Raw genomic sequence first — 26,137 nt, forward strand, 5'->3', positions numbered from 1 at the left:
TGCCAAATCTTTAAAAGGATTGGCAATATTTTTTTGTCTGAAACCCTTGCTTATAAAGCGATTTCTAAAAGTTTGATGAGTTTTTTTGTAAATTTCATCACAATATCGCTTGACTTCTTTAAAAAACTTTGTTAAACTATTCACGTAAAAGAAAGTGAATGAAATCACAAAGGAGAACGTACACATATGGCAACTAAAAAAGCCGCTCCAGCTGCAAAGAAAGTTTTAAGCGCTGAAGAAAAAGCCGCAAAATTCCAAGAAGCTGTCGCTTATACTGATCAATTAGTCAAAAAAGCTCAAGCTGCAGTTCTTAAATTTGAAGGATACACACAAACTCAAGTTGATACTATTGTTGCTGCAATGGCTCTTGCAGCAAGCAAACATTCTCTGGAACTCGCTCACGAAGCCGTTAATGAAACTGGCCGCGGAGTTGTTGAGGACAAAGATACAAAAAACCATTTTGCTTCTGAATCTGTTTATAATGCAATCAAAAATGATAAAACAGTTGGCGTTATCGCTGAAAACAAAGTTGCTGGTTCTGTTGAAATCGCAAGCCCCCTTGGAGTACTTGCTGGTATTGTCCCAACAACTAATCCAACATCAACAGCCATCTTTAAATCTTTATTGGCTGCAAAGACACGTAATGCTATTGTCTTTGCCTTTCACCCACAAGCACAAAAATGCTCAAGCCATGCAGCTAAAATTGTTTATGATGCTGCTATTGAAGCAGGTGCACCTGAAGACTTCATTCAATGGATTGAAGTACCCAGTCTTGATATGACGACTGCTTTGATTCAAAATAGAGGAATTGCTACAATTCTTGCAACTGGTGGTCCAGGTATGGTCAATGCCGCGCTTAAGTCTGGTAATCCTTCACTTGGTGTAGGTGCTGGTAACGGTGCAGTGTACGTTGATGCAACTGCAAATATCGATCGTGCTGTTGAAGATCTCTTGCTTTCAAAACGTTTTGATAACGGAATGATTTGTGCGACTGAAAACTCTGCAGTTATTGATGCATCAATCTATGATGAATTTGTCGCTAAAATGCAAGCACAAGGCGCTTATATGGTTCCTAAAAAAGATTACAAGGCAATTGAAAGTTTTGTTTTCGTTGAACGTGCTGGTGAAGGTTTTGGTGTAACTGGTCCTGTTGCTGGTCGTTCTGGTCAATGGATTGCTGAACAAGCTGGTGTTAAAGTCCCTAAAGATAAAGATGTTCTTCTTTTTGAACTTGATAAGAAAAATATTGGGGAAGCTCTTTCTTCTGAAAAACTTTCTCCTTTGCTTTCAATCTACAAATCAGAAACACGTGAAGAAGGAATTGAAATTGTCCGTAGCTTACTTGCTTACCAAGGAGCTGGTCACAACGCTGCCATTCAAATCGGTGCAATGGACGACCCATTTGTCAAAGAATACGGAATTAAAGTCGAAGCTTCTCGTATCCTCGTTAACCAACCTGACTCTATCGGTGGGGTCGGAGATATTTATACTGATGCAATGCGTCCATCATTGACGCTCGGAACTGGTTCATGGGGGAAAAATTCACTTTCACACAATTTGAGTACATACGATCTATTGAATGTTAAAACAGTGGCTAAACGTCGTAATCGCCCTCAATGGGTTCGTTTGCCAAAAGAAATTTACTACGAAAAAAATGCAATTTCTTACTTACAAGAATTGCCACACGTCCACAAAGCTTTCATTGTTGCCGACCCTGGTATGGTTAAATTCGGTTTCGTTGATAAAGTTTTGGAACAACTTGCTATCCGCCCAACTCAAGTTGAAACAAGCATTTATGGCTCAGTCCAACCTGACCCAACTTTGAGCGAAGCCATTGCAATCGCTCGTCAAATGAAACAATTTGAACCTGACACTGTCATCTGTCTTGGTGGTGGTTCTGCCCTTGATGCTGGTAAGATTGGACGTTTGATTTATGAATATGATGCTCGTGGTGAGGCTGACCTTTCCGATGACGCAAGTTTGAAAGAGCTCTTCCAAGAGTTAGCTCAAAAATTTGTTGATATTCGTAAACGTATTATCAAATTCTACCACCCACACAAAGCACAAATGGTTGCTATCCCTACTACTTCTGGTACTGGTTCTGAAGTGACTCCATTTGCGGTTATCACTGATGATGAAACTCACGTTAAATATCCACTTGCTGACTATCAATTGACACCTCAAGTTGCCATTGTTGACCCTGAGTTTGTTATGACTGTACCAAAACGTACTGTTTCTTGGTCTGGGATTGATGCTATGTCACACGCGCTTGAATCTTATGTTTCTGTCATGTCTTCTGACTATACAAAACCAATATCACTTCAAGCCATCAAACTTATCTTTGAAAACTTGACTGAGTCTTATCACTATGACCCAGCTCATCCAACCAAAGAAGGTCAAAAAGCTCGCGAAAACATGCACAATGCTGCAACACTCGCTGGTATGGCCTTCGCCAATGCTTTCCTTGGAATTAACCACTCACTTGCTCATAAAATTGGTGGTGAATTTGGACTTCCACATGGTCTCGCCATTGCCATCGCTATGCCACACGTCATTAAATTTAACGCAGTGACAGGAAACGTGAAACGTACGCCTTATCCACGTTATGAAACTTATCGTGCGCAAGAAGACTACGCTGAAATTTCACGCTTCATGGGATTTGCTGGCAAAGAAGATTCAGATGAAAAAGCGGTCAAAGCCTTGGTTGCTGAACTTAAGAAATTGACTGACAGCATTGACATTAACATCACTCTGTCAGGAAATGGTGTCGATAAAGCACATCTTGAACGTGAACTTGATAAATTGGCTGACCTTGTTTATGATGACCAATGTACTCCTGCTAATCCACGTCAACCTCGTATTGACGAGATTAAGAAGTTGTTGTTGGATCAATACTAATCTATACTTGATAATAAATAAGAAGCTCTGACGAATTCGTCAGAGTGTTTTTTTATATATTATTCTTAATTATAAATCAGTAATTAATTAGCACCAGAAGTTGAGTTCATAAACCTTATCGGTAAAAACAGTTCATCATCTCTAAACATATCTTTTTCCTTTTCCATAGACGCCTAAAACTATGATAATTAAAGCAAAAATTGCACTCATATACAAATAAGTCATCAAATAGTTTTCTGTTCCTTTTTGAACAATTCCCATTAAGAAGAAAGAGGCGGATAATAAAAGCTGAGCTATTGTAGAATAAAGAGAAAAAATAGTTGTTTTATCTTTCCTATCTCTAATCGCTGTGTTGATAAAATAAGAAGATAACCCTTCTGAAAACAGCCTGATAGTCTGCATACTTGAAAATACTATTGCGATAATGAAAAAATGGAAAAAATTGCCTGATATAAAACGTTCACTTATCAAGACTCCTTGAAAAACAAGAACTCCAAGGGAAATAATAAGTAATTTCGAAAGTCTAAATAAAGATACTCTATTTTTCAAAATCCTCAAAAAAACAAATATTGCTAAGTTTACTATCATGATAAGAACGCCATAGTAATACAGGGGAATATCTAGCGAAGTCATGACTGGTTGATAGAGTGAAAAAGTTGCCCTCGAAATACAAAATAAAATTGCTAATGACAATAATAGAAATAGTAATTTATAATTTAATCGATTTACTTTTTCTCTATTCTTATTATTTTTATCCTCAATTCTTTTATGGCTTGTTCTTTCTTCCGAAGGTATAAAAAATGTGAGCAATAATTTGATAATTTTTATCAATATATCCAATATAAGTGGCAAAATTACTAAATATGAGAACAAAACAGTAGAAAAAAATCCAGAAACTGCGGCTATAATCGCTCCTATGGAAAAATATGATGCTGATTTTTCCATAAAATCCCTTTCAGGTTTTAGTTCTTGTTTAAACATATCAAATATTAAAACTTCAAAATTTCCACTTGATAAAGCTAGCATTCCCGTTCTTAAAATTTCTATAAATAGAACCGGAAGAAATAAAGAACCTTTAATCAGATAGGGGAGAAAAAGTAAAACTAAAAGACATATAATTTCTGCCCCATTTCCTATTATTAGCATCAATTTTCTATTAAATTTATCTGATAAATAACCCGTTGGAATTTGAACTAATAGAGAAAACAGTAAACACAAGCCCATAATTCTTGAGAAATTCGGAAAAGAAAGTTTTAAATACATACTAAAAAATATTACCTCTACTACTGTTATGAATGTATCATCAAAAAATATTCTATTTATAAATAATATTTTTTGCCAGTTGAATATTTGATTCATTGACTTCCTCCATAAACTATCATTTTCAAAGTCACTTTTAGGACAGACAAAATCGTCATGACTTCTTTTATAGTAGCAGCCCCCGTCGCAATTTGGAAGAAACTCGCAGCTATCACAAGTATCATAAGCATATCCTATATTCTGTGCTTGGGAGCGAATAATCTCAAACATTGCAGAACCGTAATCATTAACGTGAGCTTGCCTAAACTCATTCATACCAACAGCTTCTATACAAGAAAAGAGAAAACCATCAGCGCCTATAATGATTTCTCATATATTTCACTACTGCTAAGAAACATCAGTTCACCTATACCTATACTAGCCTGTTTTAATATACTTTATATGAATCATGTCTTAGGTCTAAAATCTTCATGTAAAATAACCCCGCTATTATCATCAAAACAGCAGTCAATAAGAAAACATCAGTGAAAGGTACTCTATCATAAAGATAGCCAAACAACATGACACTTACTGCTCTGAAAAGCTGGTCATAATTTTTTTGCTTTGTCAGAATATTGTTTAATGCACTCTCTGAAAAATTATTTAGAGTATTTACGGATAGAATCACTCGATATCTAACAATAATTATCGCAAAAAATAAATTAAACAAACTAATAGATAAAAATGGTGGGAAAAATTTCATAAGGAGGGATACTGAAAACAACATTACGATTGCCCCCATTATAAGAATTGATTTGGCAAAATCTGCTAATTTTGACTCTTTTTTCAAATTTTTAATTAAAAATACTCCCGAAATCAACATCCCAACGGCCCACAAAACTTTTGTAAAGGCATATTGAAATGCAGATAATGATAATTTATCAATTTGGATAAATGGTAAACCAACATTAATTGAAGAAAATCCAATAGATATTATAGTTGGTACGATTATAAAAAGAGAGGTTTGCCTACGCACAATAAAATCATTGTTTTTAGTAGTATTTAATAGACTACCAGAATCATTAATTTCCGTATCAGGCTCGTATTCTTTGTTGAAAAATACTAAGCGTGAAACCATAAAAAGAGTAATAAAATCAATGGCAGCACTAAGAATAATATAAACTGTGGAATTTAATATCGTAAATAATGTAGCGGCCAAAAGAGGACTGATAATAAGTGCAATAGCTCCTACAACTTCTTCTAATGATTTTAACCTTTTAACTTCTGCTTCAGAGCTTACTAGGAATTTACATGAGATATTATATGAAACAGAGAACATTTGATTAAAAATAGCATTAAGTGTTAAAAGTAAAATTACCATAAGAAATAAAAAATTTTGGTTAGAAATAATCCATAAAGAAAATCCAATTAATAGAGAGATAATCGTTGTAGAAAAAAGAGAGAGTTTCAGAATTGACGAGACCTTATACTTTTCTAAGATATTTTTCATTTGTTTAGTAAAAATGAAGCAAACAACTGGCCCTAAGAACTGTGATATCCCAAAAATCAATGCGGACCTTGATTTTAATAAAATAATTAATCCAATACCAAAGCTCAAAAATTGTCCCGCAAAGCTTCCAAAAAAGCAAGCCGATAGCGCCCAAAGTATGTTTTTGTTTTTTATTTTCATATAATGAAAGGCTCCGGCATTATTGGAGAAACTAGTGGATAAATTTCATGTGCGTAAAATTCAGCAAGCTTGCAAGTTAGTTCGGAGTAGCTATATAGATTATTAGTATCATAATAGCTATCTGCTCGACAACCACCCCCACAATATTTCAAAAATTCACATTTTTGACATTTCTGTGGAAGTTGACGCGGAGTAAAATTATAAACTTTTAGCCATTCTGGATTATTCAAAATCTTATCTATAGGGTCTGTTAAAATATTTCCATAAGATATATCCAAAGAGGGACAATAAGTTACATCTCCGTTAGGACGAACAGTAAGTGCTCCTTGATAAGAGCATGGACGACTATCCAAATCATATTGAACAAGATGTGCTCCCTCAAAAATTCCAGACCGATAGAGTTTACTGACGTCCAACTCAAATACCTCTGGTTCTTTCATGTGTTTGACGATAAGCGCTTTGATTTTAAAAAATTGCTCTTTTGTCCCATCAAATTTCAAGCTATTTTTACTTGCATTACCTTGTCCAAAAATAAATCCAAGACGCCATCTATCAACACCCATATCTTTAAATAAATCGTACATCTCCATAAGTTCATCAATGTTTTCATTGGTAATCATAGTATTGATAGTAGTAACATATCCATTATCCAACAATCGTTTTACTCCATTGAGCGCATATTTGTAAGGAACACCACGAATATTTTTATGGCTTTCTAAGCCGTCAATACTTATTCTAAACTCAATAAGTAAATCTTTAACTGCATTGAGCTCGTCAATTATTTTTTGTGATATAAGCATACCATTCGTCAGAATATGTATAGGATGATCTTTTGAATAAGTAATCAGTTCCATAATATCTTTTCTCATGAACGGCTCCCCACCTGAAAAACCAATATCCCTACAACCAATTTCAAGCGATTTATCAATGATTTTTTTAATAGTCTTAATATCAATATCATCGTCAGAAGAATCTAAGTAGTCAATATTATAGCAATGCGTGCACCGTAAGTTGCACTGATTTGTGAGTTCAAAATGTAATCCTGTAAAAGGTTTTTGCATAACTTTTCCTTTCATAAAAGGCCAAAGAATTCTTTGACCTTCATTTTCTTAAGCAACATTTTTTTCTGTTTTAGCTTCAATAATTTCAAGAAGAGGAAGACAGGCAGAATCATTATTCCAAGCAACTTCCTGTGAAACAATGCGTGTTTCGCTCTTACCAAAAAGTATAGTACGTTTTTCTTCTTTTGACATTTTAAATTCCTTTCTCCTGAATACTTCTCGCGCCTAAAAGTATCTAGGTTTTTCTAGGTTTTTCAAAGCCCTATAATTTTTCAATTTCTTCAAAAAGTGCTTTTGCTTCTAGTGGGAAACCATAATCTGCAAGAGTTTGCGCGTGTTTTTTCATTTCTTCTATCGCTCCGTTTTGTTTTTGCAATACCTTATAATGAGCTTTGTGATATTCAAAGAGGATTTTTTCATAGAAAAAATTGATACTTATTCCTATTTCTTTTAAATGGTTGATATATTTAAAAGCTTGTATTAAGTTTTCTCGACGTAACCAAGTATCAATAAGATTTAAAAATGTTCTTATTACTATCTGTTGATTGAGATGAATTGAGTGATAATAATTTGCTTTTCCTAAAATTTGCATTCCGTAATACTCTAAAGCATTATCATCAAAATGTCGAAGACAATTCCCAAAAATCCATAGTTCATAGCGTCCCCATTCGCTGACAGATTCAAGGTAGTTCATCAAAAAGTCAGTATCTTCCTTAAAAACAGTAGAACCTTTTGCCATTGCTAAGTTGATTTTAACCACTATTTTATTAATCTGATAAAATTTATTATCAGATTTCTGTTGGCATTTTTCTTCCCAAAAACTTTGAATTTCCTTTATTACTTTGATATTTTTTTGCGCATAAGCCACAGCCAACTCGTGACGGTAGTTGTATTCATATGATTGTTCATATTCGTTATAAAGGTTTTGAAATTCATCTAAATAGACATTTGAGTTTTCTAAAACGGTAAATAGTTTACCCACCGTAATCTCTGTTTCTCCTTTTTCAAATTTTGCGAGCTGAGATTCTGAAAAATCGCCACCAGTCATTTCTTTTAATTTTAGATGCTTCGTTTCTCTGATAAAAGCAATTATTTTTCCGGTTTTTAAATTTTTTCCCATTTCATTTTCCCTTTGTCGTATATTCCAAATCTTTTAAATTATTTGAAGTCATTATATAACTTTACTTTTAGCTTGTAAACTACTACTAAGCAAAATATAGATTAAAAAAATAAATAAGGAGATTGAACCAAAGATTAAATAAATAAATTCAACTGTTAGATTTTGTGAAATAAAACCACTTGACAAATCAGCTAAAATAAACCAGAAAGATAAAAAAGTATCATAGATTGACCAGAAAATTACTCGATTATTTTTTATTCGTTTATTAAATTCACCAATGAAAAAATTGTTATAGCTACCATTTATCAATCTAAAAGCCGAAAACAGGATAATTGTCATAAATAAAGATTTTGTGAAAAACAAAAGAATGGATAGGAGGGGGAGGAAAAGAACTAAGGATATTTTCCCCCATTTTATTCGACTACCAATTGCCATACATAGATTAAAAATAAACAAAATAAGTCCTAAATATTTAAGTGAAAAATGATGATACTTTAATAAAATACTACTCCAACTATTTGCAGACATGATGAGTGTTGTTATCGTTATTCCTAATATAACGAACAGGCTTAGACTTTTTGAGGTTTTTAATTCTTTTTGCAAAATCCTTAGACTAAGATTTACTTTTTCTTGTTTTTTCTCTTCTCTTTTTCCTGATTTTATGAAGCATAAAAAAATAGTTGATAAAATGATAAATACTATCGATAGGATGATTGGTAAAAAACGGTTAAATTGTAGTATCGCTGGTGTGATAATAGTCATTACTGCTACCGCAAGGTATTGGATGAAGTTACTTTTTTCTAGATATTCTCGATAAGTCTTATCATCCAGAAATTGTTCATAAGAAAAAGTTTGCATTACTCCAGAGGACAAGGCTTCTGATACCCCAAGTATAACTGCAGCTAGGATTGCTAGATAAAAATTTTCAAATAAGAAGAGTATAAAAGCACTAATTGATAAAATATTATTAAGTAATAATACTTTTTTTCTATTTCTTTGTTCCGCATAAATCCCAAGAGGAAAATTAAAAATGACTGCCACTATTTGTGTCATTGCACTGATACTCATAATTTCCGAATAACTATAACCTAAAGCATTCATAATTAATATGCTAATAAAAAAATAGGGAAGGAGGGATAAAAAGAGTTTAAATAGAAAAAGTTGTTTGTATTTGATTATGATTTTCATAACTGACAAGTTTTATCTTTCGTAAACTTGGGATTTAATGTTCTTTGTAATTTGGGATAGCATCCCCCCTCGCAAATTTTTAACATTGAACATTTTAAACAATCTTTATTTTCCGTTTTAAATTCTCTAACTTTTGTATAATTTGAATCGTTTTTCCATATTTCATCCAATGTTTGATGAAAAGCATTGGAAGTATACTTTGCTCTACAACCAAAATACATATTTTCAAACTCCGATAAATTTTCCCCTTCCTCAATTAACTCTGGAAAAGCCGTAAAATAAAAACATCCTTCAACTGAAAAATTGAAATTATCTATTTTATTATCTAGTAGATATCTTCGAACTTTTTCTTCTAATTTTCTCAGGTCTGATATATTGTAAATTTTTGTTATTTTTGTAAAACCAGTCACTTCGGAGTAGTCCGCAATAGAAAAACGGTCAATTTCGTTTTTAATCGCAAACTTCAAAAGCTCCACAATATCCTCCTCACTTTGATTAGAATAAACCGTATTTAATCTGACTTTCTTTTTTCTTTCATGAAAAAGCTTTATTAATTCTATTCCTCTTTTTGACCTTGTACCCATGAGTTCAAAATTTTTAAAATCATCTATTGATTCAAGAGATATAACTGGGGTAATATAATCAGATTGGCAAATAATATCTATTGTTGATTTTTTTATCTCTTGCCCGTTTGTTGTTATTGTTGTCACTACTTTCAATGAATCAATGATTTTTAAAAGATTATCTATGTCTTTATATTTTGTTGGCTCACCACCTAATATAGAAAATGACAAAATTCCATTTTCTTTTGCTTGACTTAAAACCTTTTTCCAATCATCTGCAAGATGAACATTTTCATCTTCTCTGTTTGCAAGAAAGCAAAAGCCACAATGAAGATTGCAATACATACTAGGATAAATTACTAACTCTAGTGGAAAACTGATTTGATTTAGTTTTTTTAGCTCTTTAATTTTACTTTGTATTTTATTAATAATTGATAAAGAAGATATACCTTTTTCTTTTATCTCTCCTTCTCTATAAATTTTTTCTCGTAAAATTTTTGTTAGAGAATCAGCACTAAAATATTTTATGTATTCGTTAAATGCTTTTTCTTTTCCCATTTCTTTTACTAAAGATAAAAAATAGACTCACTTTCTGACAATTCTAATCTGCTAAAATTATTTTTATTTATTAAAATTCCGCCGTTTTTCTCAACTCTAAATAATAATTCATCTGATAAAACATACATATTAACATCCTTTCTAAATATTACTCAAAAAAAGGCGACTAAATGTCGCCAATTCTGCTATCAAATTTTATTTGCTAGCAGCCCATCCATCTCCTTTAGCCATTGAACTATTTTCCAATACATTTTTAAGCATTGCCAAAAGCTCTGGTTTGGTTGATTGTTCTTTAAGTTCTTTTTGCATAATAAATCTCCTTTAAATATAAATATGCACTAATCTTTAAACCAATTAGTACTTATTATCTTAGCAAAAATATTGATAGTAAAAATATCATTTGGAATATATGCCAAAACTTCATTAAGTGTTGAACTCGCCAGAAACCTTTGTTTTTACTAGATTATAATTCTTTTTCTAATTCCAAGTTTCTCACATTATCTCCAGTTTTACTTTCAAAATCTCAATCCTAAACTTTTTTTAAAAAATTTTATTTTATTTATCTTTTGTCATATATTCCAAAAATATCCGATAAAAAAATTACTGACAGAAAAGCTGTCAGTAGTTTTTATTTTTCTAAATAAGTTAAAGCGTCTTGAATGGTCTTGACGGGAACAATTTTCATCTTCGTTTTTAATTTTTTAGCGGCTGCTTTGGCTCCAAGATAGTTATTGCTGCTTTCTTTTTTGGTGCCTGAGTCAGGAACTAAGAAAACTTTTGCGCCTTCTTTGCTAGCAGTAGCTACTTTTTTATCAACACCGCCGATTTGGCCAATGCTTCCATCATGTTCAATCGTTCCAGTTCCTGCTATTTCGCGACCACCACGTAAGTCTTTACCTGTCAACTGACTGTAAATCTCTAGTGTAAACATCATTCCGGCAGATGGTCCACCGATTGAACCTGCATTGACTGTAACTTTTGGGTCTGTGACTACTTCAGTATGGTCAACTAGTCCAATTCCGATTCCAGTTTTTCCATTAGCGATTTTGATATATTTTCCAGTAGACTTGTGCTTACTGCCATCAATCCGTGTATATTCAATGGTAACTGAATCGCCGACTTTTTGCTTCGAAACGTAAGCAATCATATCTGCACTTGATTTAAATTCTTCCCCATTGACTGCTGTAATCGTGTCCGAAAGTTCCAATTTATTTTTAAAAGTCGAATTTTTAGCAATATCAAGGACATAAACCCCTTCATATTTCAGTTCATAGGGTTTATTTGCCAACTTGAATGCCTGATAAACGGCTGTATTTTGTGCCGTTTCCATGTAAAACTGGTTGACACGATTGAACTGCGCATCATTAAGGCCACCGGTCATTTCTTGTTCACTGTAAATGCTTGTAAAACTATTAAAATGACTGTAAATCATTGTGGCAAGATTAGCGCGCGCAATTTGAACGGTAGTAAGGAAGAAGTCACCTTTGTGCTCATCTTTTTTTCCTTCGACTTTGACCATTTTCCCTAATGGCTCGGTTGTTCCAGGCATTTCCACATAGTAATTTGTTGGATACACTAAAACAAGGAGAGCGACAATAATCAGACCAATAGAGATGCCCCATTTTAATTTGGGACTGATTTTTTTATTTTTTTTCTTCATCTAATTTCCTTAATTCACGACTCACATTTTCTGGAACCCAAGCGCTGACATCTTGCCCGAAAGCATGTAATTCTCGCATTCTTGTTGAATTTAGCGGTTCAAGTTCTGGTTTTGCTAGAAAGAAGATGGTTTCAATACCCGTCATCTCCAGATTAAAATAGAACATATTTTTTTCATATTCTAAATCTTGGCTATTACGTAAAGAACGAACCAGAGCCGTCACACCAAGTTTTTTTGCGATATTTACTGTCAAATCACGTTCATGTTTGATGACTTTAACTTTATGATTTACTGACAGATTTGTCAGTGCTTCTTCTAGCATTTCCACTCGTTTGTCCGTTGGAAAAAGTGGATTTTTCTGGTCATTTTTAAAAATTCCAACATAAAGTTGATCAAAATGCTGGCTAGCACGTTTGATAATATCTAAATGGCCATTTGTCAGTGGATCAAAAGTTCCTGTAAAGAGTCCAATTTTTTCTGTCATTACTTTTTTCTTTCTTAATTTACTGACAGAATTTCTGTCAGTAAATGTCAAAATTCATAAATTGATATTTTAGAAATTCCATAAGTTTTTTGCCTAGTCAACTCTAATTTCCCGATTTGGTCAGGAAGTTCAACTTCCTTGTCTGTTTCACAGACAACAATTACCTTTTCTGTCAGTAAATTTTTTTCTTGCAAAAGTTCTAAGTTTTCAACAATTTGTTCTTTAGCGTAGGGTGGATCCAACAAGACTAAATCAAAACTTTCAGACAGATTTGTCAAAACACGCTCTGCTGACATTTTTAATAATTGAAATTTCTCAGGCTCTTTCGTCATCTTGATATTTTCCAAAATGACTTGTTGAGCTGCTCGGTCTTTTTCAACAAGAAGGGCATGATCCATTCCTCTTGAGACGGCTTCAATTGCCAAACTTCCTGACCCTGCAAATAAATCAAGGACACGACCTCCGTCGAAATAAGGGCCAATCATATTAAAAATGGCTCCCTTGACTTTATCTGTGGTTGGTCTTGTTGTTTTTCCTGCCAATGTCTTCAGCGGTCTTCCGCCATAATTTCCTGAAACTACTCTCATGAAAATAATTATATCACAAAAGTTTAAATGAAGAGCCGAATCGTCCTGTCAGGCTTGGTCCAATCGTTCTGTCAGTAAAAATTTTCTTTCTTGTTATTACTAACAAAAAAAGCTTCTCAAATTAGACTTTCATTCTAACTCTTGAAACTTATTTTTGACTTTATCCAAATAATTAATGACTTTCATGCATCCTAATCGCACGTAGTGAGGGCAGCACACCTAATACAATAATGAAAAACATGAAAATTGTCATTCCGATATTTCCGTAAAGACTTGAGAGGGACACCAGAATTCCTGACAAGACCGAAGCGATAGGTTGTGTGACCGAAAAAGCGCCTGTATAAGTTCCCACTTGGTCTCCATCCATCAAATCGGCCCGCAGAGCCTGTGAAAATGGAACCAAAATCATTTCACCAATTGTTGCTACCAAAGCCGCAACAAGTTCCCAAGTCAAGTCGCGACCAAGAAAAGCAATCATGAAGCCCAAACCTTGCAGAATAATCCCAATGGATATTCCGCTACTTCGTGACCAATTTTTGGTTAGTTTATTGACTCTTCCCATAAACAATACGATGACTAAGGTATTGACCATCAGGAAAATTGTCAGCATCCGTTGTCCATAAACTTCAATGCCAAAAATTCTGGCGGTTCTAAAGCTGTCACTCAAGTGAACTGGCAGATAATAATCAATTTGATTAAAAATCATCGCAATAAAGACGGAAGCAAATAAATAATACATGAAAATGCGGTCTTTAGCGACTGTGAAATAGGCTTTAATAATGTTTGATTCTTGCTTGTGCTGCTGAGTATCTGGATTGAAGGATTCATCAATCCAAAAAATCACAACCAGACAACTTAATATTTCTTCAATTGTAATAGCTAAAAGTAGCCAAACCAAGTAATCTCTGAAAAACCAGCCTGAGAGTCCTGAACCAATCATGATTGCAAAGTTGATAATCCAGTATTGAATACTATAAACGACTCGCCGATTTGCGCTCGTTGTTAAATCTACAATCATCGCTTGACTTGCGGTGTTAAAAAAGCCAAAACCAAAATTAATAATGAGAAAACCTAAAAAAGTTACCCAAGGATTGAAATAAAAGGGCGAGTTTGCGAATGTTGCTAAAGCTCCACCAAATCCAGTGATGGCAGTTGAGAAAATCATCACAGGTCTTCGTCCCTGAACATCGGACAAATGTCCTGCATAAAGTCCAACCAAGAAGACCATGACTGAGCTAATCACCAAAAGTAGTCCTGTGATTCCTGCACCCATATATTTATTGTAGTAGATTGTCATTGAGCCACCCACTGTACTAAAGCAAAGCGTCCCAAAAAAATTCATAATTAAACGAATTTTAAGTGTTGGATGTAATCCAAAAAAATCTTTCATTTTCTTTCTTTCTGTTTTCTTTCAATAAAAAATCTATCTTGACTCCTTTTCAAGATAAATTTCTTTTTTTAGAAGTCATTTATTTAATTTAATTTTGTTTTCTGATGTCTATTTACAGCAACAAGAACTAAAATAATCGCTAGAACTTCAGTCAATGCTAAGACCAAAGAAACTCCTGTTGCCTTAATAATTGGTGAAATCGAAACAAGTAAACCTGCAAGAATTGATGCAATTGGCATTTTAATTGCTGCAACGCCATTATAAGAACCAATTTTTTCCGGATTCATCAAATCTGCTCCTAAAGTTTGAACACTTGGGGTATAAACAATCTCACCCAAAGTATAAACAATACCTGCAATAAAAATTGGTGTAAAAGTTGTTGTCAAAAATGAAAAAATCATCCCAATTGCCATAAATAGACTCCCCCAAATAAAACCTTTTTGGTGTGACCAATCTTTGGTCAATCGATTTAGAGTCGTCATTAATAGGACAACTAATACACAAGCTAAAATCAAATATATGGTGAGCATCCGTTGTCCATAGATTTCAAAACCCCAAAAAGTGATTGTTTTAAAACTATTCGATAAATGAACAGGTAAAAAATTATCAAATTGCATGATAATAAAAGTAGTCGCAATATTGGCTCCCATGAAAATCATGTAAGTTTTATCTTGTAGTACTGTCTTATAAGCCTGAAAAATATTCTCGGCTTTCTCATCAACTTTGACTGTGGGTATAAAAGTTTCTGTCATTACAAAAGTAGTCAGGAAAAATGAGACTAAGACAGTTAAAAGTAAAATCACTAAAAGTGCTTCAAAAGCTGGTCTAAAAAGCCAAGCACCTAATGCTGCCCCTAAAATAACCGATAAATTTTGCGCCCAATAGTCCAACATAAAAACAACTTTACGATTTTCAGCATTCGATGCATCAATAATCATGGCATTCCCAGCAGTTATCACAAAATTATAACCAAAACTAATCAGCAAAAAAGCAATAAAAGTTGACCAGGGATTCACATGTCCCGGTAAGTTTGAGGCAATAGCTAAAGCTGCTCCTAAAAGTTGAATAATTGTTCCAAAAACCATCACTGGTTTTCTTCCATTTCGGTCAGCAAAAAAGCCTGCAAGAATTCCGGCGACAAAAGTTGCTACCGCAGATAAGGCAAGCAAAATCCCTGTAATTGCGCTTCCTAAATATTGATTATAATAAATGGTCATTGAAGAAAAAACGGTGCCATATGAAAAGGCACCTAAAAACACAATCCCTAAACGGAGTTGCAAGTTTTTGTCTAAATTCCAAAACTCTTTCATATTATTCCTTAAATTTTCCGATTTTTTTAATTTATCTATAATTGTAGCACAAATAATAAACAAAAACTAGGTGGATTTTTAAAAGTTATTAATAAAATACAGAGAATGAAAATATAACTTATGAAAATATACAAAAAATCACTGACAGACATCTGTCAGTGATTTTTATGACACTTTTAATCAAAGATTAAAGGCGGTCATTTAATTCTTTGCTGAGTTCTTCAAATCCTGGTTTACCAAGAAGAGCGAACATATTTTTCTTGTAAGCTTCAACACCTGGTTGGTTGAATGGGTTAATTCCATTCAAGTAACCAGAAACACCGATAGCAAGTTCAAAGAAGTAAATTGCATAGCCAAGTGTGAATTCGTCTTGTTCAGGCAATGTCACGATCATGTTTGGAACATTTCCGTCAGTGTGAGCAAGAAGCACGCCGTCAGCTGCTTTTTTGTTAACGAAGTCAACATCTTTACCTTGCAAGTATCCAAGTCCATCAAGGTCAGCGTCAAGTTCTGGAATGTTGATGTTTTTACGTGGTTTTTCAATACGGATTGCTGTTTCAAAAACAGTACGTGTTCCTTCTTGAATCCATTGTCCTAATGAGTGAAGGTCTGTTGAGAAGTTAGCTGAAGTTGGGTAAATTCCTTTTTGGTCTTTCCCTTCTGATTCACCAGCCAATTGTTTCCACCATTCTGAGAAATATTGAAGACTTGGTTCGTAATTGATCAAGATTTCTGAGAATTTACCTTTACGGTAAAGGATATTGCGAAGTGCAGCATAGGCGTAAGCATCATTTTCATGAACATTTGTAGAAGTGTATTCTTTACGCGCAGCGTTAGCACCTTCCATCAAAGCTGTGATATCAGCACCTGAAGCTGCAATTGGCAAAAGTCCAACAGCTGTCAATACTGAGAAACGTCCACCAACTGAATCTGGAACAACGAAAGTTTCCCAGTTGTTTGCGTCAGCATTAACTTTTACAGCACCTTTTTCTTTATCAGTTGTTGCGTAAATACGTTTGTTTGCTTCTTCGCGACCGTATTTTTTAACTAACATTTCTTCGAAGACACGGAAAGCAATCGCTGGTTCTGTAGTTGTACCTGATTTAGAGATTACATTTACAGAAAAATCTTTGTCCGCAACATAATCTACAAGGTCAGCCAAGTATGATGAAGAAATTGAGTTACCAGCATAAAGAATACGTGGTGCTTTACGTTCTTCGGCAGTTTGCAAGTTAACAAAGCTGTTGCTCAAAAAGTCAATTGCAGCACGTGCACCGAGGTATGAACCACCGATACCGATAACAATAAGTACTTCTGAATCAGATTGAATTTTTTTAGCTGCTTTTTGAATACGAGCAAATTCTTCTTTGTCGTAATCTTCAGGAAGGTCAAGCCATCCGATATAATCGCTCCCAGCACCTTTTCCTTCGTGGAGCAATTTAGCTGCCCCGTCGATTTGCCATTGGATTTCGTCTAATTCATTTTCAGCTACAAATGGAGTGAGTTTTGAATAGTCAAATTTAATATGAGCCATTTTAATTCCTTTCAATTTCTCGCTTTTTACGAGAATTTAGCTATTGAAGAACGACAACTTTTGCATTGTTTTATCTTCGAATTTTCTAGTTCATTTTATCACTTTTTCGGCTTTTTAACAATACTAAAGGTTATGTAAGCGCTTATTTGTTTGGCTTTTCACTTCTGAAACTTCCACATCTCTTTAACGACTTTTTTTGAAATAAATTGGCTTAAAATCCCAATGAACATTAATTGTCATCAAAAGATTTACTGATAAGTTCATTAGCAGATTTTTTGAGGGTGTCAAATCTCTTTGACGACTGACAAATCGGTCTTTCATGTATTTTTTTGCTAAAATATTAATGATGAAATATACATTTGAAATTGACCTTGACCGTTATAAAAATCTAGCCCAGCAAAAACAAAAGACACATAAGAAATTTTTAGCTGGACTTGCCAAAAAACCACCAAAACAATTAGATAAAATGGTTAAAGAAGTTCATGAAGAGGTTTTTTTAGAAATTGACTGTACTAAATGTGCCAATTGTTGCAAAACCTTAGGCCCTCTTTGGACAGAAGCCGATATTGAACGCGTCGCAAAACATTTAAGAATGAAAGTGAGTGACTTTGAAGCCACTTATCTCCGAACTGACGAAGATGGTGACAAAGTTTTTCAAACGATGCCTTGTCAGTTTCTTGGCTCTGACAATCTCTGTAGCATTTACGAAGTTCGTCCCAAAGCTTGCCGTGAATTCCCTCATACTGACCGTAAAAAGATTTATCAAATCAACAATTTAACGATAAAGAATACACTCTACTGTCCAGCAGCTTATGAATTTGTTGAGAAATTGCAAAAGCGCTTAGATTAATTGGCTCATAAAAAATACAATTTGATCAATTGATCAAATTGTATTTTTTATATATTTTTCTAGTTTTTCTCTTGCAACTTCTGCATTGTATTTTTTTGGTAATGACACTTCATTTCCCTTGTCATCAAACATCTTCCCAGTCACACCAGTATATCTTCCGTCTAAAGCTAACCTTCGACCAACGGCAACAGAATGATTGGTCAGATTTTTGGTCCAAGACATCAAATCACTCTGGACATCTCCGGGATAAAACGAATTAACCATAATATTTTTTTCAAAAAGTTCTTTTGAAGCTAATTTCATAAGCAAGGTTTTATGAGTAATTTCCCAAATTCCACGCTCTACCGTATTCTTTTGTCCAGAACAAATCATTCCTAGTCTAAGCACTTGAAAATGTCCAGTTACCAAAGCAACACGTGCTTGTTCACTTTTTTCTAAAAGCGGAACAAACAGGTGGATAAGCTCAGCATGCGCCTGTAAATTCGTGCGAATATTTATTTCTTCTGAACTTGGGAAAACGCCAAAAGTATCGATTAATGCATCAATATGGTCAAACTTTTTACCAATCTCTTGAATCAACTTTCGTTGCTCATTTTTGTTAGTCAAATCAGCAATAAGAAAATCAATTTTCCCATGAGCCTGATGATTCACCCTTTGAGCTTTTGCTTTACTGCGCCCAATAATCAGAAGTCTTGCTTCATCATCTCTAAAACCCAAAGCAATTGCTTTTCCTACACCAGAAGTGCCACCTAAAATTACAATATTCTTTTTCATAGCTTCAGTATAGGAAAATTGAGAAAGAAAATAAAATAAGAATCCTTATATTTTGTCAAATACCTTTTCTTTATAAAGTTCGGTAAAAAGTTGGCTTTTAGAAAAATAGGCTCTACTTTTATCATTTTCAACAAGTAAGGCAGCCAAATAATAAAAGTTGGCCAACATATAATGAGAATTGTGTTCAGAAATAAATTGGATACCTTTTTCAAGTGTCATTAATGCTAACTTATTTTTTTCCAATTTTTTATAAATTACTGCTCTCAAATAATAAAGAACATTCAAATTTTCATCATAGGAGGTCTTTTCTAAGTCCTGAAAAGCAGCTTCAATATATTCCTCTACTTGTTTTTCTTGATGATTCACTGCCGAAATCACCCCTAAACTCATCCAGCTAAGGCGAGAAATAATCGTTAACTTTTTTTGGTCAATTAAAGCTAAGCGCAAGTTTTCTTGTGCCTCATTAAGTTGGCCGAGTTGAGCTTGAGACACGCCTAAATAATAGTAATAGGCTTGCACCCCATCCTCTGAAATGGCATCTATAGTTGAATCTATCAACAAAAAATCTCTTAATTCAGCGTATTGATGTTTGCGGCATAATTCTTCAGATTTTTGGCTCAATTTTTCAATTTGACTCATTGGAAAATAATTTTTCAAATTTGCTTGCAACTCTGAAATTCCCAATTTTTGATAAATGCCAATAAAAATATCTGCTGCCGGCATATAATCCCCAGCTTCAATATGAGATAGCAGAGCCTGTGAGCAAATTCCTTGTGCCAATTCTGCTTGAGTAAGTCCTAATTTTTTTCTTTCTTCCTTAATACCTTTACCAAGCGCTTTTTTATTCATGCATTTATTATAGCAGAATAAAAAATTTACTGACAAATTGATTTATCAGTAAATTTTTCTTTTATTTTATTAAGCCAAAAGTTCTTTCAAAGCTTCTGTTGTCTCTGTCAGTGAATGTCCCAAAGCTTTTTCAAAATCTTTAGATTCCACGTCTAAATCTTTTGCTTCAATGTCTTTTTGGAATCCGAGGAAAAGTTCGGCTACAAAATCTGGAAGCCCTGTTTCAACTAAATGACTGACAAAAGACTTATCATCAGCGACAATAACTTCAAAATCCTTATCAGATACTGATTTTAGTGCTTGAGCAAGTTCTGCGTACGTGAGTGTCTTTCCTGAAAGCTCTAAAACTTCTGGAAAATCTGCTCCTGCAAGTACTTTTGCCCCAGCTTCTGCGTATTCGCGTTTCAAAGCCCAGCCCACTTTACCTGTTGGTGCATTGTAAACAAATTTTCCAGTTGAAAGAGCTGCAGCAATAATTGGCATTTCATTTTCAAAGTACCAGTTATTACGTAAAAATGTGTGGGAAATCCCTGATTTTTCAATCGCTTTTTCAGTATAAATGTGATCAGCAGCTAAATCGCTTGTCGCAGTTTCTGCTTGAGGAAAACTTGTATAAACAATGTGAGAAATTCCAGCACTTTTGGCTGCATCAACCACATTTTGATGCTCAGCTTGACGATTTCCCGGCGCTCCTGAGACAAAAAGCAGACGGTCAATTCCTGTAAATGCTTGCTCTAAAGCTGTTAAATCTGAATAATCAGCCAAACGTACATCGAAACCTGCCGCTTTAAGTGGAGCTGCTTTTTCTTCTGTGCGAGCCAAAACCGCAATATCAGAAATTGGAACCAATTCTTTCAAAAATCCAAGAGCATAAGTACCATATCCACCCGTCGCACCTGTTACTAAATATTTCATGTTAAATCCTCCATTTATTTATTATTTTTTATATTTTAAAGTAGCTTGCTTTTCTGACTACCTAAGTGTATAATAACATTGTACTACCAATGTGTAAAGTAAGCACTTAAAAGTAAGATACTATCCTTTTGGATACTATTGTATAATAACAACGATTATGAGGTGATAAAAAATTGAATAAAATTTCTGAACTTCCCGATTGCCCTGTTGAAACAGCACTTGTTTTGATGGGTGACCGTTGGAAAATGCTCATTGTCCGTGATTTATTAGAGAGAACCATGCGCTTTGGCGAACTTCAACGTTCAGTTGGACATATTTCACAAAAAGTTTTGACCCAACATTTGCGTGCCCTCGAAGAAAGCGGGCTGGTTCATCGTGAAGTCTATGCAGAAGTGCCTCCTCGTGTTGAATATTCGCTGACAGAACTTGGAAGAACCCTCAAACCAATCCATGATACGATGGCAGCTTGGGGAAATCTTTATAAAAAAGAAATCAGCAAAGCTTAGAGATAAAAATTACTGACAGGAAATTCTGTCAGTAATTTTTGTTTAATTATTTATAAATTTCTGCACACCTTTACCTAAAAAAGAATTATAATAAAAGTAAATATGGAGGTTTGATGATGATAAAAAATGCTAAATTTTATAAATTTGGTCTTATCCTTAGTATCTTCTTAGTGTTTTTAACTTTTGTCAGTACAATTATTTGCTCAATCCTATCTGTAAATTTCGTCAGAATTTCTGCTGCCTCAGAATGTTTGAGCATTGCTCTGCTACTTTTCTTTTTGCAGAAATATGGTGAGCAGACAGTCAGTAAAGAAGCAGATTTCTGGATTCCTCGAAAATTTGGGTTGGGTATAAGTATCAATCCTCATACAAAGGCAAGTAAAAGAATGACTATTTTTCTTATTTGCTTTCTTGTCTTCGCTGGATTCTTTTTGATATTTTTATAGAAAAACCAGTATCTTTTGAGATACTGGTTTTTTTATTTATGATTAGTTTTCTTTCAATTCTGAAATCCGAGCTTTCACAGTATCGAATTTTTCTTGATAATCAGCTAATTTATCTTTTTCTTTTTGGACAACTTCTGCTTTAGCATTCGCAACAAAACGTTCATTACCCAATTTTTTATTAACTAAATCTAACTCTTTTTGCCATTTGGCAAGTTCTTTTTCAAGTCGAGCAATTTCTTCTTCGATGTTAATCAGACCTTTGAGTGGTAAGAAGAGCTCAGCCCCTGTGATAACAGCAGTCATCGCTTGCTCATCAAGCACGACTTCTTCTGCAATAACAAGCTCTGACGGGTTAGCAAAACGTGTGATATAAGGAGCAACAGAGTTCAAAAATTCAGCTTGTTCAGACTTGATGAAGATTGGCACTTGCTTAGACAATGGAGTATTAACCTCAGCACGAATATTACGAACGGCTGTAATTAATTCGATTAACATCGCCACACCTTCGCTTGCCTTGTCGTCATTAAATTCTGGACGTACTTTTGGATATTCGGCAACAACAATTGAGCCAGAAGTGTTTGGTAATTTTTCAAAGATTTCTTCAGTGAAGAAAGGCATAATTGGGTGTAAAAGACGTAAAACTTGATCTAAAACATGGAGCAATACTGCACGTGTAATGTCTTTTTCAGCTTCATCCTCACCAAACATGACTTCTTTTGTTAATTCCAAATACCAGTTTGCAAACTCATCCCAAATGAAATTGTAAAGGATATGACCAGCGACACCAAATTCAAATTTATCCATTTGTTCAGTCACGCGCTCAACAGTATCATTCAAACGTGTCAAAATCCAACGGTCAGTGACATTACCAGCAGTTTTATTTGCAACTTTTGTCAAAGCCGAAGAGACAGCATCAGCGCTGACATCTTCTGCATTCATCAAAATATAACGTGAAACATTCCAAATTTTATTGATAAAATTCCAAGCGGCATCCATTTTATCATAAGAGAAACGCACATCTTGTCCTGGTGCAGAACCATTTGATAGGAACCAACGGAGTGCATCAGCCCCATATTTTTCAATCACATCCATTGGGTCAATTCCGTTACCAAGCGATTTAGACATTTTACGTCCTTCTTCGTCACGAATCAAACCATGAATCAAAACATTGTGAAATGGTGATTTACCAGTGAATTCTAAAGATTGGAAAATCATGCGTGAAACCCAGAAGAAGATAATATCATAACCTGTTACAAGGGTACTCGTTGGGAAATAACGTTTGAAGTCTGCTGAGTTTTCATCTGGCCAACCCATTGTTGAAAATGGCCACAAAGCTGAACTAAACCAAGTATCAAGCACATCTTCATCTTGTGTCCAACCTTCGCCTTCTGGTGCTTCTTCACCAACATACATTTCACCCGCTTCATTATACCAAGCTGGAATTTGATGTCCCCACCAAAGTTGACGTGAAATAACCCAATCATGAACATTTTCCATCCATTGCATGAAAGTATCGTTGAAACGTGGCGGATAAAATTCTACTGCATCTTCTGTTGTTTGATTAGCAATTGCATTCTTAGCTAATTCGTCCATTTTGACAAACCATTGTGTTGATAAACGTGGTTCAACAACCACTCCTGTTCGCTCTGAGTGCCCAACTTCGTGACGGACTGGTTTTACATCAAGCAATTGACCCAATTCTTTGAGGTCAGCAACAATTTGTTTGCGGGCTTCAAAACGGTCAAGTCCTTCATATTTTCCACCATTTTCATTGATGGTTCCGTCATTATTCATCATGTTAATCATTGGCAAATCATGACGCATCGCAACTTCAAAGTCATTAGGATCATGAGCAGGTGTAATTTTTACAACCCCAGTTCCTTTTTCCATATCAGCATGGTCGTCTGTCAAAATCGGAATGACACGATTAATGATTGGGAGGATAACATTTTTGCCCACTAAATGTTTATAGCGTTCATCTTTTTCATTGACGATAACAGCTGTATCACCAAGGAAAGTTTCTGGACGTGTTGTGGCGATTTCAACAAACTCATCACTTCCTTCAATTTGGTAAGTGATGTGGTAAAAAGCCCCATCAATTTCTTTGTGAATGACTTCAATGTCTGACAAAGCAGTCATCGCTTTTGGATCCCAGTTGATGAGTTTTTCACCACGGTAAATCCAACCCTTATTGTAAAGTTGAACAAAAACTTTACGAACCGCTTGTGAAAGGCCTTCATCAAGAGTAAAACGTTCACGAGAATAATCCACTGAAATCCCCATTTTACCCCATTGTTCCTTGATTGTTGTGGCATATTCATCTTTCCACTCCCAAACTTTATCAAGGAATTTTTCACGTCCAAGGTCTTGTGGTAAAATACCATCTTCAGCAAGGCGGGCAGCAACTTTTGCTTGAGTGGCAATCCCCGCATGGTCCATTCCTGGCAACCAAAGCGTATCAAAACCTTGCATCCGTTTTTGACGGATGATGATGTCTTGCAAAGTTGTATCCCAAGCATGACCCAAGTGGAGTTTTCCTGTCACATTTGGTGGTGGAATAACGATGCTATAAGGCTCTGCATCGGGATTTCCAGAAGGTTTGAAAACATCAGCTTCAAGCCATTTTTCGTAGCGTCCTGCTTCAACCTCTGTCGGGTTGAATTTTGGGGTTAGTTCGTTTGTCATGTTTTTCTCCTTGTATATCTTACAAATTTTTTAATTTATTTTCCGTTCTTAGCTCTATCCCATTCATGTTTCAAATAGGTACTTATCACTTCACGAAACTTTGGTAAATATTTATCCAGGTACTCCTGATTGTCAGAATATTTTTTTAGATTTTGAGCTAGCTGAATAATATATGTATGTTTATTTTTATTTTTGTCAGACTTTTCATTTTCTTTTTCTAATTTATTTATTTCTTCTAAACAAATTTCAAATTCATCACTATTTGGTATAGCTGATGTTTCAGATTCATTCGTAGCAAAAAATAAACATACTGTCTCAATTTCTTTTTTAAAATAATAGCCTGTGTTTTTATCAGCATATCCACGTGATAATAACTCTGCTGTATGGTTTCTTACCTCCTGAATCCATTGAATTCGTGCCTGCATTTTTATATTTTTTTTATCTTGCCATGTCTTATAAAATGCTCCAAAAATTACTCCTCCTAATGCCACTAAGCCTACTATTAAAGAAACCCAATTTGTATAACTCATTTACCTCATCCCCTTTACATCATATATCAAAAATACCGCCCACAAGCCTCCTAAAAATAGGACGCTCACGCGCGGTACCACCTAAATTCCTGACAGATTTACTGACAGACACTCATTTTATATCATAATTACTGACAGGATTGGTTACGACTTCAACTAGCTACTTTAGTAGCGTAGCGAGAATCGATATTCGAGGCAAAGCCGAAGATGTCAGCAATTATTTCTTGAAATGACGCAACCTTCATAAAGTTTGACTGAACACTTTCACCAACCGTGTCCTCTCTAAAAGTCTTGCTTTATTACTCCTCGTCAACTTGTTTTTATTTTAGCAGAATTCTTGTTTTTTTACAAGATGCTTCTAAAATTTTTATTTTTCTTTGATGATTTCTAAAAAGTGCTCCAAACCTTCTTTGGCTTGGATTTGCTGATTACATTGTTCAGAATCTAAGCAAATATAGGTGCCATTTTTAGTATAGGTCCCGTCAGCACCTCTTCTTGTTGTCGCTAGAAATTGAGTGACAATACTTGTTTTTTGGCAAATGGCACAGATATTTTTCATACTGCCAGAGATACTTCCGTAAAATCCACGACCATCAGCGGTCAAAAGATATTTTCGTCCGCTTGAAACTTCATTCCAAGCAAAGTAAGTGACATCACGTAAATCCCATTGACTTGTCGCTGAAACTTTTAACTTTTTAACTTTTTTGAAAGCTTTTTTCATTTGAGCTTCGCTCGGTAAATGAAAAGCTTCGACTAAAGTTTTAAGTTCTGTCAGTAATTTTTCAGCTTGTTCTCTTGATAATTTAGGATTATCAATGGCTGATAAGTATTTTTGAATAGCAACTTTTACTGACAGATTATTTTCACTGACAAGACTGTCAGCATTTTCAGCGATTTGCAAAATTTCTGTGGCGACTTGGGCATAGACTGCTTCAACAGTCGATTTATCATTGACAGAGTGATAGACATTGACCAGGTCAAATGTCAGGTATTTAATTCGATTATATTCATATGGTTTTAACATTTTCTTATTCCTTAAGATGTGAACCCGACTGCTTTGAAGTTATGAAAATTAGGAAAATGCGGTTCTGTGCAAGGCACAGGTCCCGTTTTATCTATTTTCACTCAACTTCAAGGAGGGTGAACTCAATTTGTTCTTATCCGCAAAGAAATAAGACTTTGCGGTAATCTAAGCGAGAGCTCTTACTCGCACTTGATTACCAACCATCTTCTTAAAATTCATTTGAATCTCCTTAAGATGTGAGCCCGACTGCTTTGAAGTTATGAAAATTGCCTTTTT

The 26,137-nt window shown here is 34.6% G+C and carries 25 protein-coding genes, 1 pseudogene and 1 other annotated feature; of the genes and pseudogenes, 4 read left to right on the forward strand and 22 right to left on the reverse strand.

Features of this window, described 5'->3' with window-relative positions; genetic code table 11:
* The first annotated feature begins 186 nt into the window (after positions 1 to 186).
* Positions 187 to 2,898 (forward strand): bifunctional acetaldehyde-CoA/alcohol dehydrogenase, encoded by a 2,712-nt coding sequence (gene adhE, locus KW2_RS11000; RefSeq protein WP_021037966.1) that lies wholly within the window; start codon positions 187 to 189, stop codon positions 2,896 to 2,898.
* A gap of 141 nt (positions 2,899 to 3,039) precedes the next feature.
* Here the strand turns inward: adhE and KW2_RS11005 are convergent, their stop codons facing one another.
* The 16 genes and pseudogenes from KW2_RS11005 to KW2_RS11060 form a co-directional block, all read right to left on the reverse strand.
* Complete coding sequence (locus tag KW2_RS11005; RefSeq protein WP_041168664.1) at positions 3,040 to 4,257, reverse strand: MFS transporter; 1,218 nt, start codon at positions 4,255 to 4,257, stop codon at positions 3,040 to 3,042.
* The gene (locus KW2_RS12345) at positions 4,254 to 4,382 is read right to left on the reverse strand and encodes a hypothetical protein (RefSeq protein WP_268871478.1); all 129 of its coding nucleotides are present in this window, start codon (positions 4,380 to 4,382) and stop codon (positions 4,254 to 4,256) included. The genes KW2_RS11005 and KW2_RS12345 overlap by 4 nt, the downstream gene beginning before the upstream one ends.
* Positions 4,372 to 4,473 (reverse strand): annotated as a pseudogene (locus KW2_RS12300) (radical SAM/SPASM domain-containing protein); the annotation flags it as partial. The gene KW2_RS12345 and the pseudogene KW2_RS12300, both read right to left, overlap by 11 nt.
* Positions 4,474 to 4,585: 112 nt before the next feature.
* Complete coding sequence (locus KW2_RS11010; protein ID WP_021037968.1) at positions 4,586 to 5,827, reverse strand: MFS transporter; 1,242 nt, start codon at positions 5,825 to 5,827, stop codon at positions 4,586 to 4,588.
* Complete coding sequence (locus tag KW2_RS11015; RefSeq protein ID WP_021037969.1) at positions 5,824 to 6,888, reverse strand: radical SAM/SPASM domain-containing protein; 1,065 nt, start codon at positions 6,886 to 6,888, stop codon at positions 5,824 to 5,826. Before KW2_RS11015 ends, KW2_RS11010 begins: the two co-directional genes overlap by 4 nt.
* Before the next feature lie 48 nt (positions 6,889 to 6,936).
* Complete coding sequence (locus tag KW2_RS12185; RefSeq protein ID WP_155723358.1) at positions 6,937 to 7,080, reverse strand: hypothetical protein; 144 nt, start codon at positions 7,078 to 7,080, stop codon at positions 6,937 to 6,939.
* Positions 7,081 to 7,150: 70 nt separating this feature from the next.
* Positions 7,151 to 8,008, reverse strand: coding sequence for an Rgg/GadR/MutR family transcriptional regulator (locus tag KW2_RS11020; RefSeq protein ID WP_021037970.1), 858 nt, complete (start codon positions 8,006 to 8,008; stop codon positions 7,151 to 7,153).
* A gap of 51 nt (positions 8,009 to 8,059) precedes the next feature.
* Positions 8,060 to 9,196: an MFS transporter gene (locus KW2_RS11025; protein ID WP_011836074.1), complete on the reverse strand. Its 1,137-nt coding sequence runs from the start codon at positions 9,194 to 9,196 to the stop codon at positions 8,060 to 8,062.
* Positions 9,193 to 10,317, reverse strand: coding sequence for a KxxxW cyclic peptide radical SAM maturase (kwcM, locus tag KW2_RS11030; protein ID WP_021037971.1), 1,125 nt, complete (start codon positions 10,315 to 10,317; stop codon positions 9,193 to 9,195). Before kwcM ends, KW2_RS11025 begins: the two co-directional genes overlap by 4 nt.
* 195 nt (positions 10,318 to 10,512) lie before the next feature.
* Positions 10,513 to 10,626 carry a KxxxW-cyclized peptide pheromone gene (locus tag KW2_RS11990; RefSeq protein WP_011836076.1) on the reverse strand — a complete coding sequence of 38 codons (114 nt, stop codon included), beginning with the start codon at positions 10,624 to 10,626 and terminating at the stop codon, positions 10,513 to 10,515.
* Positions 10,627 to 10,945: 319 nt separating this feature from the next.
* Positions 10,946 to 11,977, reverse strand: coding sequence for a SepM family pheromone-processing serine protease (locus KW2_RS11035; protein ID WP_021037973.1), 1,032 nt, complete (start codon positions 11,975 to 11,977; stop codon positions 10,946 to 10,948).
* Positions 11,961 to 12,461, reverse strand: coding sequence for a pantetheine-phosphate adenylyltransferase (gene coaD, locus KW2_RS11040; RefSeq protein ID WP_021037974.1), 501 nt, complete (start codon positions 12,459 to 12,461; stop codon positions 11,961 to 11,963). The genes KW2_RS11035 and coaD overlap by 17 nt, the downstream gene beginning before the upstream one ends.
* 47 nt (positions 12,462 to 12,508) lie before the next feature.
* The gene (gene rsmD, locus KW2_RS11045) at positions 12,509 to 13,048 is read right to left on the reverse strand and encodes a 16S rRNA (guanine(966)-N(2))-methyltransferase RsmD (protein WP_021037975.1); all 540 of its coding nucleotides are present in this window, start codon (positions 13,046 to 13,048) and stop codon (positions 12,509 to 12,511) included.
* A 172-nt stretch (positions 13,049 to 13,220) separates the two neighbouring features.
* Entirely contained in the window at positions 13,221 to 14,438 is a 1,218-nt protein-coding gene (locus tag KW2_RS11050; RefSeq protein ID WP_021037976.1) for an MDR family MFS transporter, read from the reverse strand.
* An 83-nt stretch (positions 14,439 to 14,521) separates the two neighbouring features.
* A complete protein-coding gene (gene lmrP / locus KW2_RS11055; protein ID WP_021037977.1) occupies positions 14,522 to 15,748 on the reverse strand; it encodes a multidrug efflux MFS transporter LmrP in 1,227 nt (408 codons plus the stop codon).
* A 187-nt stretch (positions 15,749 to 15,935) separates the two neighbouring features.
* On the reverse strand, positions 15,936 to 17,282 hold the full coding sequence (locus KW2_RS11060) for a glucose-6-phosphate isomerase (RefSeq protein WP_010906353.1): 1,347 nt from the start codon (positions 17,280 to 17,282) through the stop codon (positions 15,936 to 15,938).
* Positions 17,283 to 17,625: 343 nt separating this feature from the next.
* Between KW2_RS11060 and KW2_RS11065 the strand changes: the two genes are divergently transcribed.
* The gene (locus KW2_RS11065; protein ID WP_041168751.1) at positions 17,626 to 18,132 is read left to right on the forward strand and encodes a YkgJ family cysteine cluster protein; all 507 of its coding nucleotides are present in this window, start codon (positions 17,626 to 17,628) and stop codon (positions 18,130 to 18,132) included.
* Between the two features lie 33 nt (positions 18,133 to 18,165).
* On the opposite strand, the gene KW2_RS11070 is transcribed toward KW2_RS11065, so the two are convergent.
* The 3 genes from KW2_RS11070 to KW2_RS11080 form a co-directional block, all read right to left on the reverse strand.
* The gene (locus tag KW2_RS11070) at positions 18,166 to 18,906 is read right to left on the reverse strand and encodes an SDR family NAD(P)-dependent oxidoreductase (RefSeq protein ID WP_021037979.1); all 741 of its coding nucleotides are present in this window, start codon (positions 18,904 to 18,906) and stop codon (positions 18,166 to 18,168) included.
* Positions 18,907 to 18,951: 45 nt separating this feature from the next.
* The gene (locus KW2_RS11075) at positions 18,952 to 19,755 is read right to left on the reverse strand and encodes a helix-turn-helix domain-containing protein (RefSeq protein WP_021037980.1); all 804 of its coding nucleotides are present in this window, start codon (positions 19,753 to 19,755) and stop codon (positions 18,952 to 18,954) included.
* A 69-nt stretch (positions 19,756 to 19,824) separates the two neighbouring features.
* The gene (locus KW2_RS11080) at positions 19,825 to 20,670 is read right to left on the reverse strand and encodes an NAD(P)H-binding protein (RefSeq protein ID WP_021037981.1); all 846 of its coding nucleotides are present in this window, start codon (positions 20,668 to 20,670) and stop codon (positions 19,825 to 19,827) included.
* Positions 20,671 to 20,897: 227 nt separating this feature from the next.
* Here KW2_RS11080 and KW2_RS11085 point away from each other — a divergent pair, with 227 nt between their 5' ends.
* Both KW2_RS11085 and KW2_RS11090 read left to right on the forward strand, forming a co-directional pair.
* Entirely contained in the window at positions 20,898 to 21,176 is a 279-nt protein-coding gene (locus KW2_RS11085) for a winged helix-turn-helix transcriptional regulator (protein ID WP_010906356.1), read from the forward strand.
* 113 nt (positions 21,177 to 21,289) lie between these two features.
* Positions 21,290 to 21,622, forward strand: coding sequence for a hypothetical protein (locus KW2_RS11090; protein ID WP_021037982.1), 333 nt, complete (start codon positions 21,290 to 21,292; stop codon positions 21,620 to 21,622).
* 42 nt (positions 21,623 to 21,664) lie between these two features.
* Here the strand turns inward: KW2_RS11090 and KW2_RS11095 are convergent, their stop codons facing one another.
* From KW2_RS11095 to KW2_RS11105, 3 genes are all read right to left on the reverse strand, one after another.
* Positions 21,665 to 24,307 (reverse strand): valine--tRNA ligase, encoded by a 2,643-nt coding sequence (locus tag KW2_RS11095; protein ID WP_021037983.1) that lies wholly within the window; start codon positions 24,305 to 24,307, stop codon positions 21,665 to 21,667.
* 35 nt (positions 24,308 to 24,342) lie between these two features.
* The gene (locus KW2_RS11100; RefSeq protein WP_021037984.1) at positions 24,343 to 24,837 is read right to left on the reverse strand and encodes a hypothetical protein; all 495 of its coding nucleotides are present in this window, start codon (positions 24,835 to 24,837) and stop codon (positions 24,343 to 24,345) included.
* A 54-nt stretch (positions 24,838 to 24,891) separates the two neighbouring features.
* Positions 24,892 to 25,156 (reverse strand) — a binding site (T-box leader).
* 48 nt (positions 25,157 to 25,204) lie between these two features.
* A complete protein-coding gene (locus KW2_RS11105; RefSeq protein WP_021037985.1) occupies positions 25,205 to 25,861 on the reverse strand; it encodes a FusB/FusC family EF-G-binding protein in 657 nt (218 codons plus the stop codon).
* Positions 25,862 to 26,137 lie beyond the last annotated feature (276 nt).

It is taken from the genome of Lactococcus cremoris subsp. cremoris KW2 (assembly GCF_000468955.1).
GTDB classification, from domain to species: Bacteria; Bacillota; Bacilli; order Lactobacillales; family Streptococcaceae; genus Lactococcus; species Lactococcus cremoris.

Bases quoted from the DNA above. Each gene is read 5' to 3' on its own strand.
- KW2_RS11015 (WP_021037969.1), bottom strand. From the start codon at position 6,888: ATGCAAAAACCTTTTACAGGATTACATTTTGAACTCACAAATCAGTGC.
- lmrP (WP_021037977.1), bottom strand. From the start codon at position 15,748: ATGAAAGAGTTTTGGAATTTAGACAAAAACTTGCAACTCCGTTTAGGG.
- KW2_RS11065 (WP_041168751.1), top strand. From the start codon at position 17,626: ATGATGAAATATACATTTGAAATTGACCTTGACCGTTATAAAAATCTA.
- KW2_RS11035 (WP_021037973.1), bottom strand. From the start codon at position 11,977: ATGAAGAAAAAAAATAAAAAAATCAGTCCCAAATTAAAATGGGGCATC.
- KW2_RS11100 (WP_021037984.1), bottom strand. From the start codon at position 24,837: ATGAGTTATACAAATTGGGTTTCTTTAATAGTAGGCTTAGTGGCATTA.
- KW2_RS11075 (WP_021037980.1), bottom strand. From the start codon at position 19,755: ATGAATAAAAAAGCGCTTGGTAAAGGTATTAAGGAAGAAAGAAAAAAA.
- KW2_RS11095 (WP_021037983.1), bottom strand. From the start codon at position 24,307: ATGACAAACGAACTAACCCCAAAATTCAACCCGACAGAGGTTGAAGCA.
- KW2_RS12345 (WP_268871478.1), bottom strand. From the start codon at position 4,382: ATGATACTTGTGATAGCTGCGAGTTTCTTCCAAATTGCGACGGGGGCT.
- KW2_RS11085 (WP_010906356.1), top strand. From the start codon at position 20,898: ATGGGTGACCGTTGGAAAATGCTCATTGTCCGTGATTTATTAGAGAGA.
- KW2_RS11050 (WP_021037976.1), bottom strand. From the start codon at position 14,438: ATGAAAGATTTTTTTGGATTACATCCAACACTTAAAATTCGTTTAATT.
- KW2_RS11080 (WP_021037981.1), bottom strand. From the start codon at position 20,670: ATGAAATATTTAGTAACAGGTGCGACGGGTGGATATGGTACTTATGCT.
- adhE (WP_021037966.1), top strand. From the start codon at position 187: ATGGCAACTAAAAAAGCCGCTCCAGCTGCAAAGAAAGTTTTAAGCGCT.
- rsmD (WP_021037975.1), bottom strand. From the start codon at position 13,048: ATGAGAGTAGTTTCAGGAAATTATGGCGGAAGACCGCTGAAGACATTG.
- KW2_RS11025 (WP_011836074.1), bottom strand. From the start codon at position 9,196: ATGAAAATCATAATCAAATACAAACAACTTTTTCTATTTAAACTCTTT.
- kwcM (WP_021037971.1), bottom strand. From the start codon at position 10,317: ATGGGAAAAGAAAAAGCATTTAACGAATACATAAAATATTTTAGTGCT.
- KW2_RS11010 (WP_021037968.1), bottom strand. From the start codon at position 5,827: ATGAAAATAAAAAACAAAAACATACTTTGGGCGCTATCGGCTTGCTTT.
- KW2_RS11070 (WP_021037979.1), bottom strand. From the start codon at position 18,906: ATGAAAAAGAATATTGTAATTTTAGGTGGCACTTCTGGTGTAGGAAAA.
- KW2_RS11105 (WP_021037985.1), bottom strand. From the start codon at position 25,861: ATGTTAAAACCATATGAATATAATCGAATTAAATACCTGACATTTGAC.
- KW2_RS11005 (WP_041168664.1), bottom strand. From the start codon at position 4,257: ATGAATCAAATATTCAACTGGCAAAAAATATTATTTATAAATAGAATA.
- KW2_RS11060 (WP_010906353.1), bottom strand. From the start codon at position 17,282: ATGGCTCATATTAAATTTGACTATTCAAAACTCACTCCATTTGTAGCT.
- coaD (WP_021037974.1), bottom strand. From the start codon at position 12,461: ATGACAGAAAAAATTGGACTCTTTACAGGAACTTTTGATCCACTGACA.
- KW2_RS11020 (WP_021037970.1), bottom strand. From the start codon at position 8,008: ATGGGAAAAAATTTAAAAACCGGAAAAATAATTGCTTTTATCAGAGAA.
- KW2_RS11990 (WP_011836076.1), bottom strand. From the start codon at position 10,626: ATGCAAAAAGAACTTAAAGAACAATCAACCAAACCAGAGCTTTTGGCA.
- KW2_RS12185 (WP_155723358.1), bottom strand. From the start codon at position 7,080: ATGTCAAAAGAAGAAAAACGTACTATACTTTTTGGTAAGAGCGAAACA.
- KW2_RS11090 (WP_021037982.1), top strand. From the start codon at position 21,290: ATGATGATAAAAAATGCTAAATTTTATAAATTTGGTCTTATCCTTAGT.